Annotated in this window: 14 protein-coding genes; 3 read left to right on the top strand and 11 right to left on the bottom strand. The window is 72.6% G+C overall.

All coding sequences use genetic code 11. From position 1 onward, the window contains the following. Window positions 1-63: 63 nt before the first annotated feature. The 11 genes from HNR57_RS13205 to HNR57_RS13160 form a co-directional block, all read right to left on the bottom strand. Window positions 64-813: a spherulation-specific family 4 protein gene (locus HNR57_RS13205; protein WP_184559977.1), complete on the bottom strand. Its 750-nt coding sequence runs from the start codon at window positions 811-813 to the stop codon at window positions 64-66. Beyond that, window positions 801-1760: an NAD-dependent epimerase/dehydratase family protein gene (locus tag HNR57_RS13200; RefSeq protein ID WP_010047687.1), complete on the bottom strand. Its 960-nt coding sequence runs from the start codon at window positions 1758-1760 to the stop codon at window positions 801-803. The genes HNR57_RS13205 and HNR57_RS13200 overlap by 13 nt, the downstream gene beginning before the upstream one ends. 135 nt (window positions 1761-1895) lie before the next feature. After that, a complete protein-coding gene (locus tag HNR57_RS13195) occupies window positions 1896-3365 on the bottom strand; it encodes a flagellar motor protein MotB (protein WP_184559976.1) in 1470 nt (489 codons plus the stop codon). Beyond that, complete coding sequence (locus HNR57_RS13190) at window positions 3362-5053, bottom strand: DUF3492 domain-containing protein (protein ID WP_184559974.1); 1692 nt, start codon at window positions 5051-5053, stop codon at window positions 3362-3364. The genes HNR57_RS13195 and HNR57_RS13190 overlap by 4 nt, the downstream gene beginning before the upstream one ends. A gap of 258 nt (window positions 5054-5311) precedes the next feature. After that, a complete protein-coding gene (locus tag HNR57_RS13185) occupies window positions 5312-6904 on the bottom strand; it encodes a dipeptide ABC transporter ATP-binding protein (RefSeq protein ID WP_184559972.1) in 1593 nt (530 codons plus the stop codon). Beyond that, the gene (locus HNR57_RS13180; protein ID WP_184559970.1) at window positions 6901-7899 is read right to left on the bottom strand and encodes an ABC transporter permease; all 999 of its coding nucleotides are present in this window, start codon (window positions 7897-7899) and stop codon (window positions 6901-6903) included. The genes HNR57_RS13185 and HNR57_RS13180 overlap by 4 nt, the downstream gene beginning before the upstream one ends. Beyond that, complete coding sequence (locus tag HNR57_RS13175) at window positions 7896-8906, bottom strand: ABC transporter permease (protein WP_184559968.1); 1011 nt, start codon at window positions 8904-8906, stop codon at window positions 7896-7898. Before HNR57_RS13175 ends, HNR57_RS13180 begins: the two co-directional genes overlap by 4 nt. Before the next feature lie 4 nt (window positions 8907-8910). Then, window positions 8911-10629: an ABC transporter substrate-binding protein gene (locus tag HNR57_RS13170; protein ID WP_184559966.1), complete on the bottom strand. Its 1719-nt coding sequence runs from the start codon at window positions 10627-10629 to the stop codon at window positions 8911-8913. 168 nt (window positions 10630-10797) lie between these two features. Then, a complete protein-coding gene (locus HNR57_RS40575) occupies window positions 10798-10890 on the bottom strand; it encodes an Ms4533A family Cys-rich leader peptide (RefSeq protein WP_313673544.1) in 93 nt (30 codons plus the stop codon). Window positions 10891-10958: 68 nt separating this feature from the next. After that, window positions 10959-12350 carry a DUF3152 domain-containing protein gene (locus HNR57_RS13165; protein WP_246554575.1) on the bottom strand — a complete coding sequence of 464 codons (1392 nt, stop codon included), beginning with the start codon at window positions 12348-12350 and terminating at the stop codon, window positions 10959-10961. A 389-nt stretch (window positions 12351-12739) separates the two neighbouring features. Further along, the gene (locus HNR57_RS13160; protein WP_184559963.1) at window positions 12740-13786 is read right to left on the bottom strand and encodes an alpha/beta fold hydrolase; all 1047 of its coding nucleotides are present in this window, start codon (window positions 13784-13786) and stop codon (window positions 12740-12742) included. A 255-nt stretch (window positions 13787-14041) separates the two neighbouring features. On the opposite strand from HNR57_RS13160, the gene HNR57_RS13155 reads away from it, so the two are divergent. The 3 genes from HNR57_RS13155 (at window position 14042) to HNR57_RS39500 (ending at window position 15484) form a co-directional block, all read left to right on the top strand. Beyond that, complete coding sequence (locus HNR57_RS13155; protein WP_184559962.1) at window positions 14042-14266, top strand: Rv3202a family protein; 225 nt, start codon at window positions 14042-14044, stop codon at window positions 14264-14266. A 207-nt stretch (window positions 14267-14473) separates the two neighbouring features. Further along, window positions 14474-15121, top strand: coding sequence for a TetR/AcrR family transcriptional regulator (locus HNR57_RS13150; protein WP_184559960.1), 648 nt, complete (start codon window positions 14474-14476; stop codon window positions 15119-15121). A gap of 135 nt (window positions 15122-15256) precedes the next feature. Next, on the top strand, window positions 15257-15484 hold the full coding sequence (locus HNR57_RS39500; protein ID WP_030854792.1) for a DUF3107 domain-containing protein: 228 nt from the start codon (window positions 15257-15259) through the stop codon (window positions 15482-15484). Window positions 15485-15669: the final 185 nt, after the last annotated feature.

Raw genomic sequence — 15669 nt, 5'->3', positions numbered from 1 at the left:
GGGGACTCCGTTGGTCGGTCAATCACTACGGTTGTTCTCCCCGTAACAGTGCCATGCCCTTTTTCATTCCGAGACACCTGTTCCGATACGCGAGACGAATTCGTCCCAGTAGCCGGGCATGGCCTCCCAGGGGTCGGCGCCCCCGCCGCCGTCCGTGTGGTCCGTGATCCAGACCGTCGCGGCTCCCTGCCAGCGGGCGATGCGCAGCGCCTCGGTCAGGTGGGGGCGGGGCACGCCGTGGACGAAGTGGCAGAAGCGCTCCGGCGAATGGCCGGCGGTCCACTCGGCCACCTGCGACCAGCGGTAGTCGCTCCAGGGTCCGGAGAAGGTGACCAGCTGGTCGGCGAGCTCGACGTAGCCGGGGTGCGGGTGGATGCCGTGGCCGAGGACGATGTGGGCAGCGTCACGGATCACGCGGAGCGTGGCGACCGTGCGCCGGACCTCGGGCAGCCCGGCGTGGTCCGCCGGGCAGCGCTCCAGGAGGAAGCCGTCGACCTGGTACCAGTCGACGAACCGGTGGGCGTCCGAGACCAGCTCGCCGAAGTTGCGGGTGCCGTACCGGGTGTCGAGGTGGCCGAGGACGCGGATGCCCGCGTTGCGCAGGCGGCCGGCCGCCTCCAGGCAGTGCGGGTCGGGGCGGGCACCGGGGCCGTCGGACACGTTGAGGACGACCCAGTGCAGCGGGGTGCCGGGACGGGTCAGCTCGCCCCACTCGGTAGGGGCGAGGAGGGGATGCGCGTACCCGGGGACGCCGACGCCGGGGCGCAGTTCCGTGCCCGAAGTGTGCGACCGGGATCTGGTCAGATGCGGCATGCCGCCTCCATCCAGATGTCGGCGAGGGACTCCTCCAGGCCGATCCGGGGGCGCCAGCCGAGCCGGTCGCGAGCGGTGCGCACGTCGGCCTGCTGCCAGCTGCCGCAGCCGTCGGGGTACGGGTACGCGACGGGAGGCGCGTGGTCCGGGTCGGGGCGGGGGTGGCCGATGGCCGTGCGCAGGGCGCCGGGCGGGCCGTCGAGTTCGTGGAGGGCTCCGCCGTATCCGGCGACCCGGGCGAGGACCGCGGCTGCGTCCCGCAGGCGCACGGCGCGGCCGGAGCCGATGTTGATGACGCCCTGCGCGGCGGAGAGCGAGGCGGCGTGGACGGCACGGGCCACATCGCGTACGTCGACGAAGTCGCGCTGCGCGCCGAGGCCGCCGAGTTTCAGCTCGCCGTCGCCGGACTGCATGGCGCGGCGCATGGCCTCGGCGAGACGGCCCAGCGGGGAGCCGGCGGGAGTGCCTGGTCCGGCCGGTGAGAAGACGCGCAGGACGACGGCGTCCAGACCGGAGCCGAGGACCAGTTCGGTGGCGGCGAGTTTGCTGACCCCGTACGGGCCGCCGGGCCGGGGCACGGCGTCCTCGGCGGTGGAGGAGCCGGGCTGGCTCGGGCCGTACTCCGCGCTGCAGCCGATCTGCACCAGCCGGGCACCGCAGCCGCTGCGGCGCAGGGCCTCGCAGACGGTGGCGACGGCGACGGTGTTGTGGCGGGTCAGCTCACGGGCCCCGCCGCGGGTGGCGCCGGCGCAGTTGACGACGACACCGGGGTGGACCGCGTCGAGGAAGCGGGTGAGGGCGCCGGGACTGCCGGAGGCGAGGTCGAAGCGGACGTCGGCGTCGTCACCGCGGCCGAGGGCGGTGAGTTGCACGGCCGGGTCGGCGAGCAGACGGTCGGCGACGAAGCGCCCGATGTAGCCGTTGGCTCCGATCAGCAGGACTCTCATCGCGCGGCTCCCCGAGTCGCCGGGGTTCCTGGGTGGGTGATCATGCGGTTTCTCCTCGGGGCGGAAAGGAAGGGAGCGGAAAGGAAAGGACGGGGCGGGTGCCGCACGCGGCGGCGGGGCCGGTGTCCGGGGCGGTCACGGCGCGGGCTCCGGTGCTGCGTGGGCCGAGGCCCGGGTCAGCTTGCGGGTCGCGTGGACCAGGAGGGTCAGGGCCGCCGCTCCGCAGGCGAGCGCGGGAACGCTGCCGGCACCCCAGGTGATGACGAGGGTTTCGACGGGGGTGGCGATGAAGCCCAGGCCGGGGAGGCGGGAGGCGAAGACCATGGCGAGGGCGGCCGCCTCGACCATGGCCGCCGCGGTGAGGACCACGGCGGGGGCGTAGGTGAAGCCGTGCGTGGTGAGGAGGCGGGCCAGGAACAGGAGGGAGCCCAGGGCCAGGACCTGCGCGAGGGCCGCGGGCTCGTCGAGGACTGCCGCGCAGAGGGAAAGCAGGCTCGCCAGGGCGCCCAGGAACAGGACGAACGTGCCGAGCAGGAGGGGGCGTACGGCGGCGGCGAAGTCCTCCAGGCCGCGGCTGGAACCGAGTCGGCGACGGGTGCGCACGGTGAACAAATGCGCGGTCCAGGCGGCGGGCGCGCAGGCCAGGGCGAGGGCCAGGACCGGGGCGGCGGTGAGGGGCCAGGGGCCGTCGGCCGTGCCGGTGGGCAGGGCGTCGGGGCCTCCGGCGAGGGTGCTGTCGAGCAGGCCGTTGCCCAGGAGGGAGTAGGCGACGAGCCACACGGTCCAGGGGGTGGTCCTGCCGGACGCCGCGCCGGGCCGTGGTCCGGGCCGGTCCGTATCGGTCCTGCTGAGCGGGCCTCGGCGCAGGGCCGCGCGGAGGGCCAGGGCCACGGCGAGGGCTCCGGCTACGGCCGCGAGCAGACGTGACTGGCCATGGGTGAGGTGCACGGCGGTCACGGCGGCGGCGCACAGCGCACCGGGCAGCAGGGTCAGAAGGGCCCAGCCGGCGCGCACCCGGGGAGTGACCGGTGGAGCGGGCAGGGGTGTGTCTCCGTCACGGGAGACGCGCGCGTACATCTCCTCGGCGAGGGAGAAGACGTCCCGGTGCCGGAAGCGGGCGGCGGTCCGGTCGGTGATGCCGTGCGCCTCCAGTCCGGCGGCGATCTCGAGGGGATCCACCGAGCGCTCGCAGAGCTCCTGGTGACGGTGCATCAGCGCCTTCACCGGGTCGGCAGCGCCCCGGCGCGGGGCGGACGCCTGGCGCTCGGCGGCCGGCTCCCGGGCCCCGGGCACCTTGAGGGCGGCGGCCTGCTCCCGGTTCTCTGGCGCCGTGCGATCGGCCGCCTGCTCCCGGCTCCCGGGCGACTTGCCGTCGGCTACCTGCTCCCGGTTCTCAGGCGCCTCGGAGTCGGCGGCCGGCTCCTGGCTTCCGGGCGCCTTGCCGTCGGCAACCGGCTCCCGGGCCCCGGACACCTTGAGGTCGACGGCCGGCTCCGGAGCGGCCGGGTCAGTCGCCGTAGCGTCCGGTTCCTTCTCCGGGCGGATATCCCCCGCCCCGGGGCCGACCGGGGTTCCCGGACGGTCCAGTTCGCCCAAGTCGCTCATCGCGCGCCCTCCGGAGCGGGGAGGGGAGTGGTCGCGCGCACGGGCCTGCCCGCAACCCAGCCGGGGCCGCTGCGGGCGGCGAGGCTGGGGGACGCTGCCGTCCAGCGGACGGGCACATGGGCTTCGGCGGGAACCGCGAACGGCAACGGCTCCCCGTCGAGGACCCGGCGTACGGGAGCCCGCGAGACGATCTCCAGGTAAATGCCGTGAAATGCCTCGATGTTCTGCTCGACCGTGAACAGTTCGAGGGCCCGGGCGCGAGCGGCGGCTCCCAGGCGCGCACGCCGCTCGGGGTCGCGCAGCAGTGCCACGCACGCCTCGGCGAGCGCCCGCGGATTGCGCGGCGGTACGACGAGCCCCGTGCCACCGATGATCTCCACGACCGCTCCGACGTCCGTCGACACCGTCGCGCGCCCGCAGAGCATGGCCTCCACGAGGCCGACGGGGAAACCCTCGACGACGCTGGAGAGGACGGTCACGGCGCCCGAGGCGTAGGCGTCGGCGGCGGCCGGGAGTTCGGGGCCGCCGGTCTCCTCGAAGGACACCGGATTGTCTCCGGCGGCGTGCGGGCCCTCGGCCTCGTCGGGGAAGAGCTGGGCGGCCAGCGTCCTGCAGTGGCCGAGGTAGGCCGCGCCCTCGGGGCCGGCGGGGGCGCCGACGATGCGCAGGCGGGTCCTCGGTGACTGCTTGCGGACCTCCGTAAAGGCGTGCAGCAGCGAGACCAGGTCCTTGGCGGGCTCGATGCGGCCGACCCAGACGAGTGTGTCCGGGTCCGCGCAGTCCGGGGACTCACCCACCTCGGCAAAGGGGCGGGCGTCCATGCCGGGGTAGACCGTGCGGAGCTTCTCGCGCCCGGCGCCGCAGCGCTCCTGCCAGCGGCGGGCGTGTGTGTTGCCGGCGGTGACGACCTCGGCCCGCCCGTAGGCCTCGGCGGCGAGTCGGCCCTGGAAGGCCGCCAGCAGGTGCCGTACGGCGGGTGGGGCGTCCGGGGCGGTGAGGTAGTGCGTCCGCAGACGCACGCCGTACTCGGTCACCACCAAGGGCACGCCGGTGAAGTGCCGGGCCAGCAGTCCGGGCAGGGCGGCCGTGCCGCCGGACGCGGCGTGGCAGAGGTCGACCGCACCGAGCCCGTCGTCCTCGTACCAGTCGAGCGAGAGGGGGCGCAGGGCGCGCTCCAGGTGCGCGGCGACGGTGAGCAGATCCGGTACGCGCGCCTCACGCGCCGTGCGATGGGCGCCGGGCGCGCGACAGGCGCGCTCCAGGGAGCGCACGGCGGCCTCCGACCGGAGAGCCCCCGTCAGCCCGCCCTCCTCGCGGGCGAGTTCGGCCAGCCCGTACAGAGCGTTGGCGAAACGGTCCGCCTCCGAGGTCGGCGCACCTCCGGTGGCAGCCCCCGGCGCCCCGCACAGCACCGCAGCCAACTCCCCGAAGCACTCGGTGAACCGCCGGCGTGCGCGGCGCCCGAGCACCACCTCGTCGTCCTCGGCCATCCACAGCGGTGCGGTGCGCACCCTGCGGACGTTCCGGGGCAGCGGGATCCAGCCCTCGTCCTCCTGGTGCTGGCTGCGGCTGAGCGCGTAGACGTCGAACTCGTGCTGGGCGAGTCCGTGGACCAGCCGGTCGCACCAGAGCCTGGCGTCACCGCTCACATACGGATAGCCACCTTCCGTAAGCAGTCCGATGCGCACGAGTGCACCCCCGATCTCCCGTATGAGGAGCCGCCGTTGCCCGGCGGCTCGCAGCGGGACGAACGTATGCGGACAAGGCGGTGGTGCGACGGACGGTTGTCCGTCCCACCACCAAAAGGGGTGAACGGTCGTAACTTTCCCGTGCAGGTCGCGTTCTGTCGCGCTAGGAGATCAAGCGGACACGGATCGTCATGTCGCGACCCACTGCCGTCGCCGCGCCCCCGCCACGCAGCGGCCGACTGCCGTCCCGCGCCCCGGTCACGCCGCGGCCAACTCCCGTCGCTGCGCCCGCCGTCGCGCGGCGGCCTCCGGGTCCAGTGCCGGCACGGCGGCCAGGAGTTGCCGGGTGTACGGGTCGCGCGGCGACTCGTACACCTCCTCGACGGGCCCTTCCTCGACGACCCTGCCCCGCCGCATCACCGCGACCCGGTCGCTGACCTGGCGCACGACGGCCAGGTCGTGCGCGACGAAGACCAGCGCGAGCCCGAGTTCGCGCTGCAACTCCCCGAGCAGGCCGACCACATGCGCCTGGGTGGTGACGTCGAGGGCCGAGACCGGCTCGTCGCAGACGATGACGCGCGGGCCGGCCGCGAGCGCCCGGGCGATGCCGACGCGCTGGCGCTGCCCGCCGCTGAACTCATGGGGGTAGCGGTCGTAGTGAGCCGCTTCGAGTCCCACGCGCTCCAGCAGTTCGCCCACGCGCTCCCGGATGCGCCCTTCCTGCCGCTCACCCCGGGCCCGCAGCGGGTCGGCGATGGACTCGCCCACGCTGCGGCGCGGGTTGAGGGACGAGACGGGGTCCTGGAAGACCATCTGCACGGCCGGGTTCACCCCGGTGTGCGCGCGGCCCTCGAAGGTCAGCGTTCCCGCCGTCGGCTCCAGCAGCCCGACGAGCATGCGCCCGAGGGTCGTCTTGCCGCTGCCGCTCTCGCCGACGATCCCGAGGGTCTCTCCGCGGCGCAGGGTCAGGGACACGTCGTCCACGGCGGTGAACGCCCGCTTCCCGCGCCCGAACTCCCGCCTGAGGCCGGCCGCCTCCAGGACGACCTCCTCGGGTGCCGTCGAGGTCTTGCGCGGCGCGTCCAGCCGGGGGACCGCGGCCAGCAGTTCCCTGGTGTAGGGCTGGGCCGGTGCGCCCAGCACGCCGGCGACCGGGCCGTGCTCGACCGCCTTGCCGTGCCGCATCACCAGCACCTCGTCGACGCTCTCGGCGGCGACGCCCACGTCGTGCGTGACCAGCAGCAGGCCCATGCCGGTCTCCTCGCGCAGCGTGTGCAGCAGGTCCAGGACCTGCGCCTGGACCGTCACATCGAGGGCGGTCGTCGGCTCGTCGGCGATGAGCAGCCGGGGTTCGCACGACAGCGCCATGGCGATCAGGGCGCGCTGGCGCATGCCACCGCTGAACTCGTGCGGCCGGGACCGGGACCGCCGGGCCGCGTCCGGGATGCCCACCCGGTCGAGGACCTCGACGGCACGCGTGCGTGCCGCCCGCCGGGACACGCGCGCGTGCACGCGGTACACCTCGGCGATCTGGTCGCCGATCGCGTAGTACGGGTCGAGGGAGGACAGCGGATCCTGGAAGACCATGGCGGCCGGCCCGCCGCGCAGCCGCCGCAGTTCCTCCTCGGAGGCGCGCTGCACATCGGTGCCGGCCACCTCGATCGAGCCCTCGACCCGTGCGCCCGTGCCGCGGTGCAGGCCGAGCAGCGCGGACGCCACGGTCGACTTGCCGGAGCCGGACTCGCCGACCAGGGCCAGGGCGGCACCCTCCTCCAGGCGGAAGGAGAGTCCGTCGACGGCCCGCAGCGCGCCGAAGTCCACCCGCAGACCGGTCACGTCGACCAGGCTCATGTCAGCACCACCCGTCGGTCGGCCACCGCGTACAGGACGTCCGCGACGGCGTTGGCGAGGACCACGAAGAATCCGATGACCAGGACCATGCCGACCACGACCGGCAGGTCGACGACGTTGACGGCATGGACGAGTTCCTGTCCGATGCCGGGCAGGCCGAACAGCGTCTCGGTGAGGACGGCACCCCCGACGGCCGACCCGACGTTGTTGGCGTTCAGCGCGATGACCGGCGCGAACGCACCGCGCAGGGCGTGCCGCCCGACGACCGACCGTTCGCCGACGCCGTACGCGCGGAAGGTGCGGATGTGGTCCTCGGCCAGCGTCTCCAGCATCGAGGCCCGGGTGAGCCGGGCGAACGCGGCGGCCTCGATGAGGGCGAGCGACAGCCAGGGCAGCAGCAGGTTCCACGCCCACTGTTCGGGGTCGTCGGTGAGGGCGACGTACTGCGGGAAGGGCAGCAGCCGCAGCTCCCCGCAGACGACGATCATCAGGACCAGGCCGATCACGAAGACCGGCGTGGCCGTGCCGGCGAGGGTGATGCCGGTCAGCACCCGCTCGGAGAACCGGCCGCGCCGCCAGGCGGAGAGCACGCCGGTGCCGACCCCGAGGATCAGCCAGAGCACCATCGCGCCGGCCACCAGCGACAGGCTGACGGGCAGCTTCGCCCAGATCAGCTGCGTGACCTGCTGGTCGCTCTGGTACGACAGGCCGAGGCAGGGCGCGGAGCAGTGCTGCACGGACGTGCCGGTGGAGTAGTCCTGGCCGGCTACGAGGCCCTGGAGGAAGTGCCCGTACCGGACGAACAGCGGGTCGTCCAGGTTCAGTTGCCGGGCCACCTGGTGCACCTGTTCCGGTGAGCAGCGCGGGCCGCAGGTGATCTGGGCGACGTTGCCGGGGGTGGCGTAGAAGACGATGTAGACGATCACCGAGATGGCGAGCAGGGTGACGGCGGCGCCGACGGCGCGGCGCAGGACGAATCCGGTGAACCCGTTCATGCCGTGCCTCCCCCGGCCGCCTTCGACTCCCGCCTGCGTCCGGTCCCGACGCGCAGCCGGGAGGCCGCGCGCGGGTCGAGGGCGGTGCGGACGCCGTCGCCGAGGACCGTGAGGGCGAGCACCGTGATGAACAGGGCGCCCGCGGGCAGCAGCAGGTACTGCGGGGCGGCCTGGTACCAGACGTCGGCGGCCGTGAGCATCTGTCCCCAGGAGGGCGTCGGCGGTTTCACGCCCACGCCGAGGAAGGACAGCGCGGCCTCGACGGTGATGTTCGACGGGACGAGCAGGGCGGCGTAGGTGATGACGGGGGCGGCGATCCCGGGCAGCAGTTCGCGGCGGGCGATGCTCCAGGTGCCCCAGCCGCTGAGCCGGGCCGCGGAGACGTGGTCGAGCTCCTTGAGGGTGAGCGTCTGGGCCCGCACGATCCGGGCGATGTTGCCCCAGCCGATCAGACCGATGACGAGCGCGACGAGCACCGGCCGCGGGAAGCTGGACGGCACGATCGCGAGCAGCGCCAGCGACATGATCATGAGCGGCATGGCGACGATGATGTCCGTGAACCGGCTCAACAGTTGATCAACCCATCGCTTCCCGAGCGCGGCCGCGACGCCAAGAGTGATCCCGATGGCGACCTGTACGACGGTCGCGGCCAGCGCGACACCCAGTGACACGCGCGCGCCGTACACCAGCCGCGCGAACAGGTCCCGGCCGGTCTGCGGTTCGACGCCGAGCCAGTGGTCGGCGCTCGCTCCGCCGAGCGGCCCGACGGGCACGCCGCCGCGCGCGGAGTCCACGAGGGACGGGTGGTAGGTGGTCGGGTCCTGGCCCTCCAGGGCGGTGAGCAGCGGCGCGGCGAGCGCGACCAGGACGAGCAGCGCGACGACTGCGGCCGCGACGAGGGCGGCGTGCTGCGTGCGCAGCCGCCGCCAGAACTGACGGGCCCCCGACCCGGCCGGGACGGTGGTGTCCGTCCCGGCCGCCCGGGCGGCGAGAAGTGCCTCACTCACGGCGTCACTTCACCGCGACCTGCGAGATGTCCAGCACGCCGGTCCAGTCGCTGATCACGACGTTCTTGACGTCCTCGCCGTACAGGCGCTTGTAGACGGGGTGGAACAGCGGGACGGTCAGGGCCTTCTCGCCGATCTTCTTGTCCAGTGCACCCCACCTCTTGGCGGCCTGGTCAAGATCCGTCAACGTGTTGATCGCGTCGATCTCGGCATTGACCGACTTGTCGTTCAGCAGGCCCGTGTTGAAGTTCGCGCCGTCCTTGACGATCTGACGGCCGTCGAAGATGGGCGCGAGGAACGGCCCTCCGGAGGGCCAGTCGGCACCCCAGTGGGCGAGGAAGAAGCCGGGCTCGGTCTTCACGTCGTGGATCTTGTCGGAGTAGTCGTTCTCCTCCAGGCCCTGGAGCTTGACGGTGATACCGGCCTTCTTGAGGGCGTCCTGGATGGCGGTGGCGATCTCGGGGCTGGTCTCGAAGTCCTTGGCGTTGGAGTGCGTCAGCGTGACGGTGAGGCCCTTCGCGTATCCGGCCTCCTTCAGCAGCTCCCTTGCCTTGGCCGGGTCGCCGGCCTTGCTCGCCGGGAAGTGGTCGTAGGGCGTGTACCCGAAGGACTTCTGGTCCGGCAGGAAGGTGGTGGCGGGCTCGGCCAGCGCGGACCCGCCCGCGGCGTTGACCACGGAAGACCTGTCGATGGCGTACGAGATCGCCTGCCGCACCTTGGCGTTGTCGAACGGCTTGATGGACGGGTTGAACGCGATGTAGTTGGTGTAGCCGAAGTGCCCGGTGCCGACCCGCGAGGCGAGGTCCTTGTCCCCGGTGACCCTGGCCAGTTCGGCCGGGCCGAGGTTGGTGTCCGTGGTGACCGCGGCGGCGTCCGCTCCCTGCGACGCGGACAGCCGCTGGTTGATCACGGACGAGTCGAGCCCGGACCGTACGTCGATCCTGTCCGGGTAGGCCTTGCGCTCGGCGTCGGTCGCGGCGGACCACTGCGGGTTGCGCTCCAGCACCAGCCGCTCGCCGTCGTTCTCGTTGCGAACGACCTTGTACGGCCCGGAGGAGACCGGGTGCTCCTCGTACTTGGTGCCCGTGTCCTTGCTCTTGGGGACGGGCGCGAACTGCGTCTGCGTGGCGAGGTAGGGGAACTCGCCCTCGGGCTTGTTCAGATGGAAGACGATGGTCCGCTCGTCCGGCGTCTCGATCGCGTCGAGGCCCTTCTTGTCCTTGTACGGCCCCTGGTAGCCGGCGGCTCCGACGAGCCAGTCCCGCAGGTAGGGGGCGCCGCCGGACAGTTCGGGGGCGAAGGAGCGCTCGATGCCGTACTTGATGTCGGCCGAGGTGACGGGCGTGCCGTCCTCGTACTTCAGGCCCTTCTTCAGGGTGTACGTCCACACGGTCGCGTCCTTGTTGGGACGCCCGGTGTCGGTGGCGAGGTCGGGGACGACCTTCGCTCCGGCGGCGCCGTTCTCGCGGTTGCGGGTGGTGAGCGTACGGAAGACCAGGGACGGGACGTTGCCGCCGCCGGAGGTGTAGAGGCGGGCCGGGTCGAAGTCCTGCTGCGGGTTGGCGTTCAGCACGGTGAGCGTGCCGCCCTTGTGGGGCGTGGAGTCGCCGCCTGCGCCCTTGGCATCGTTGTCCTTCGGCCCGCAGGCGGCGGCACCCGCTGCCAGGACCAGGCTGACGGATGCCGCGGCCACGCGGCGCGCTGTGACGGACGGATGGCGCATCACGATGACGACCTCTCAGAAGGCGCCTCGCATCACGGAATCTCGGATCGCGAGACGAAAAGACGAAGGGTGAGACGAAAAGAGACAGACGTCTGCCCGGCGCCGGGTCGTCGAGAAAGCCGTGACAGGGTCACGGAGAGGATGAGCGACGCGCGCCTGGGGCGGGCGTCAGCAACAGTGAATGTCGGCCACGCAGAGCGAGGTCACGCCGATGAGCGCCAGCTCGATGGCGGCGCGAGCGGAGACGTGACGGGGCGACATGCCCAGAAATATGAACGAACTTTCCGAGCATGTCAACGCGAGCCGCGCCACACCGCCTGTGACGCCTGTCAATTCCCGGGGTAGGCCCAGGGATTGGCGCGGCAGCGGATGCCGTCGTGGTCGAGGAACTTGGTCTGCTGCTGCATGACCGGCGCGAGGTCGCCGTCCTTGTCGCAGGTGACGTGGTTGTAGCCGAGGCGGTGGCCGACCTCGTGGTTGATCAGCATCTGCCGGTAGGCGTGGATCCTGCTGTCACCGTAGGTCGGTGAACCCTGGGCCCACCGGTAGGCGTTGATCATCACGCGCTCGGTCGCGGCCGAGTCGCAGGAGACGTTGTCCTGAGTGGTGTCCAGGCCCGACTTGGCGCACCAGTCGGCGGTCGTGCCGGGGCTGGCGAGGGTGATCACGAAGTCGGGCTTGCCGGAGTAGATGCGCTCGAAGGTGCGCGCGCCGTTGTGGGCCCAGCTGCGCTGGTCGTTGAGCGTCTGCTGCACGGCCTCGGCGAACAGCGCGCCGTCCAGCCCGAGCCCCTGCTCCACGTCGACGCGGTAGGTGAACTTCTGCCCGGTGCCCGGCGCCTCGGCGATGCCGGGAACGGCGTCGAACCTGCCGGAGCCCTTGAGTTCGGCACCGAGCGGGTACGTCCGGCCCATCTTCTCGTCGTACGACAGCGGCTTGGCCTCGGGGGCGGGTGCCCGGCCGTCCGCGCGGGACGCGGAGTCCCGGACGTCGCGGGCCCGGTCGGGGGCGGACTGCGACTGCACGCCGGCGCCGCCGTTGTCGTCGGCGACCTGGCCGGCGACGACCACGGCCAGCACGGTGGTGACGGCCGCCGCCGCGATGCCGGTGAAGGCACGGCCCTTGCCGCCCTTGCCCGGCGCGGGCGCGCCGGTGGGCCTCGCGTCGTCATGCTCGCCGGACCCGGAGTCGGCAGCGGTGCCGACGTTCCAGTCCGTGACGGAGGCATAGGCGTCCGCGGCGTGCGCGGAGGCGGGCGTACGGGGCGCGAAGACGTCGTCCTCCTCGTCGACGAAGGCATCGAGATAGTCCTGCCGCGGCCCGGGCACGGATGCCCGGCGCTGCCGCGGTATGGGAGCACCGACTCCGGCGGGTGCCCCGCCACTCCCTCTCGACTCACCCCAGCCGCCCCCGGCTTCACGCTGCTCGGGATGCCCGCCACGGGCCTGCGGAAAGCCGTGCGCGGGAGTTCCGTCGGGCAGCCGCGGCACCCCGCGCGGCGGCGTGCCACCGGGAACCCGGGGCATCCCGTGAGCGGGAGTGCCGTCGGGCTGCCGCGAAGAACCCTGCACGGGGGCCCCGTCAGCGGGCCTCGGCACACCACGCGCAGGCGTCCCATCGGGCAACCGCGCCGGAGTCCCGCCCTGCATCCTCGGCGCACCCGGCCCCGGAGCCCCGTCAGCCAACCGCGGAACACCATGCGCAGGAGTCCCGTCGGGCATCCGCGGAACACCGCGCGCCGGAGTCCCGTCGGCAAGGCGCGGCACCCCTCGCACCGGGGTGCCGTCCGGCAGGCGCGGGAGGCCCTGGGGCGGTGTGCCCTCCGGGTGCCAGCCGTCGGGGAGGCGCGGCATGCCGTGCGGCGGCGTCCCCTCAGCCGGTGCGGGCCTCGGCCCGGGCACCCTGCGCGGGCCCTGCGTCGGCCAGCCGCCCTGCGGGGCACCGGGCGGTGCGCTCCGGGCCCCACGGCCGCCGTCCGGTGCCTGACCCGGGCCCTGGCCCGGCCTCTGCCCCTGCGCGGCCCCGGCCCGGCCGTCCCGTACTGCGGTGGTGTCCGCGCTGTCGCCCTTGACGACCGGTCCGCGGCGGCTGTGGCGTCCCACGTCGCGCCTCAGCCCCCCATGCTCTCGTCGGTGCCTTCTTCGTCGGCGGCGTCGCCCCCGGCATCCGCCCGGTCGGCCCGTCTCGCTCGCTGCGTGCCCAACTCTCCTGCTTCTTCCAGGAGTTCACGAACCGACAGAGCCACTGTCTCCGGGTACTCCATCATCGCCACATGTCCCGCGTCGGGCAACGTCACCAGCCGGGAGTCACGGAAGGCCCGGGCCGCCTTCTGGGCCATGCGGAAGCCGACGAGCTGGTCGCGGCCGCCGTAGACGAGGAGGGTGGGGGCGAGCACCCGTTCGGCCTGGCGCCACAGCCCCTGCTGGCCGCCCAGCGTGTACGCGTTGACGATCCCGCGCGCGGAACGCGCCATCGCGTCCCAGAAGTACGGCAGCCGCAGCCGCCGTTCCATCTCCTGCACGGCGTTGCGGAATCCTTCCGGCGTCACCCGCCCGGGGTCCCCGTAACACAGCGCCATCACGCCACGGACCCGCTGCTCCGCGGTCCACTCCCGGGTGAGCCGGGTGAAGAGCAGGGCGACACCGGGCACCGCCAGCAGCCCCGTGGGCACGGCGGAGCGCTGCACTCGGATTTCCGGCAGAGCGGGCGACACGAGCGTGAGCGTACGGACCAGATCGGGCCGGACCGCGGCGACACGTGTGGTGATGGCGCCGCCGAGCGAGTTCCCGAACAGGTGCACGGGGCCCCGCCCGGAGGCGTCGAGGTGGCGGATGACCGCGCGCGCGTGGCCCGTGACGGAGTAGTCGCCGTCGTCCGGTGGCGGGGAGTCGCCGAAGCCGGGCAGGTCAAGGGCCTCGCCGTCGACGACGCCGTCCAGCAGCGCCATCAGCGCCGACCAGTTCTGCGAGGAACCGCCGAGCCCGTGCACGAACAGCGCGGGCGGCAGCCCTTCGCGCGCGGGAGGCCTCGACCGGATCGTCAGCGTGACGCCCGGCAGCTCGACCGACCGCAGGCGCTCACCCTCCGCGACCCGGACGGTCCCCACCTTCGGCAGCACATTGGCGGGCGGCACGAACGGCAGCTCGGTCGAAGACATGCGGCAATGTTACGAGACGATCACGCAGTGACTCATGTGTTCGCCTGTGTTCGCCGTCACAGGATTCGGCCCGTTGCGCGGGCGGAAGAGGAGGCACCCGGGCACACGGGGGTAGCAGTCAACGGGATGCGCACTGTGTCACGTCCCGGACGCGGATCGCATAGCGTCCGGATCGGGTGTCTCCTAGGCTCGTACAGAGGGCACCCGCGTGTGGCCCCTGCATCCCCAGGGACGTTCGTAGGAAGGGAGCCCAGCATGGCCGTAGACCCCACCGACCCCGAGACGTTCGAGGCCGAGGACGCACCGGAGGCGCAGGAGTTCGATGTCGAGGCCCCCGAGGTCGACGCGGCCGAGCAGCAGGCGGACATCGCGCCGGACCGCGACGACCCGCTGACCGGTGTCGACCCCGGCCGGGCCAACGAGGCCGATTTGGTGGAGCAGGCCCGGATCGTCTCGCTCGACGAGGACGACTACCGGTGACGCTCGCCGCTGACGGGCGCCGAGCAGCTCCTACGGACAGGAAAGGGGCAGGATTTTGCCCGCTCTGACCCTGTTTGAAACCTTCGCAACCGCTTTCGCATCCGTCCGGTCCGTGAAATTCTGCGTTCTCACCGCGCACACCACGGTTACCGAAAAGTACGATGGCGACGCGGCCAGATCCGCACATGGACGAACATGGGAGGCGGCGTGACAGCCATAGAGCAGACAGAGGCGGTTCGCCCGCGGGGCACACGCCTGCCGCGCCGTGCCCGACGCAACCAGCTCCTGGGCGCCGCCCAGGAGGTCTTCGTGGCCCAGGGCTACCACGCGGCCGCGATGGACGACATCGCGGAGCGTGCGGGCGTCAGCAAGCCGGTGCTCTACCAGCACTTCCCGGGCAAGCTCGACCTCTATCTCGCGCTGCTGGACCAGCACTGCGAGTCGCTCATCCAGGCCGTGCGCAACGCGCTCGCGTCGACGACCGACAACAAGCAGCGCGTCCGGGCGACGATGGACGCCTACTTCGCCTACGTCGAGGACGACGGCGGCGCCTTCCGCCTGGTCTTCGAGTCGGACCTGACGAACGAGCCCGCCGTGCGCGAGCGCGTCGACAAGGTCACGAACGAGTGCGCGGAGGCGATCTGCGACGTCATCGCCGAAGACACCGGCCTGTCGCGCGCGGAGTCCATGCTGCTCGCCTCGGGCATGGGCGGCCTGGCCCAGGTGGTCGCGCGGTCCTGGCTGCACAGCGACCGCAGCGTGCCGCGCGACCAGGCCGTACAGCTGCTCACCTCGCTGGCGTGGCGCGGTATCGCGGGCTTCCCGCTGCACGGCATGGACCAGCCGCACCACTGACGGGCGCTTTGTTCCCGCCCGGTGTTCGCTCGTGGCGTTCTCGGGCGGAGCATGTACGTCCCCTCACCGGGCTAATGTGTGCTGCGTACGGCGCGGAAGGTCGCGCACATCACTGACCGTCGGAGGGACATAGCCGTGGAGGTCAAGATCGGCGTGCAGCACGCGCCCCGCGAGATCGTTCTGGAGAGCGGTCAGACTGCCGAGGAGGTCGAGCGCGTGGTCGCCGAGGCACTGGCCGGCAAGTCGCAGCTGCTGAGCCTCGTGGACGAGCACGGCCGCAAGCTCCTCGTCCCGGCCGACCGTCTCGCGTACGTCGAGATCGGTGAGCCGGCCCCGCGCAAGGTGGGCTTCGGCGCGCTGTAGGCGCATGAGCGAGCGGGGCGGGACGGCTACGGCCGGCCCGCCCCGCTCGCGTATCCGCCCCCCGCTCGCGTATCTGCCCCCCGTTTGCGTAGCCGCCCCCCGTTTACGTCGCCCTCCCTCGGACACCCCTTCCGCGTGGCCCACACTTTCCCCTTGCGGCACACCGCTTCCGCCACGGATGGAGC

The organism is Streptomyces paradoxus (assembly GCF_014202475.1).
GTDB lineage: Bacteria > Actinomycetota > Actinomycetes > Streptomycetales > Streptomycetaceae > Streptomyces > Streptomyces paradoxus.
Note: the sequence above shows the minus strand (reverse complement) of the source record. Positions and strands in the feature narration are given on the sequence as shown.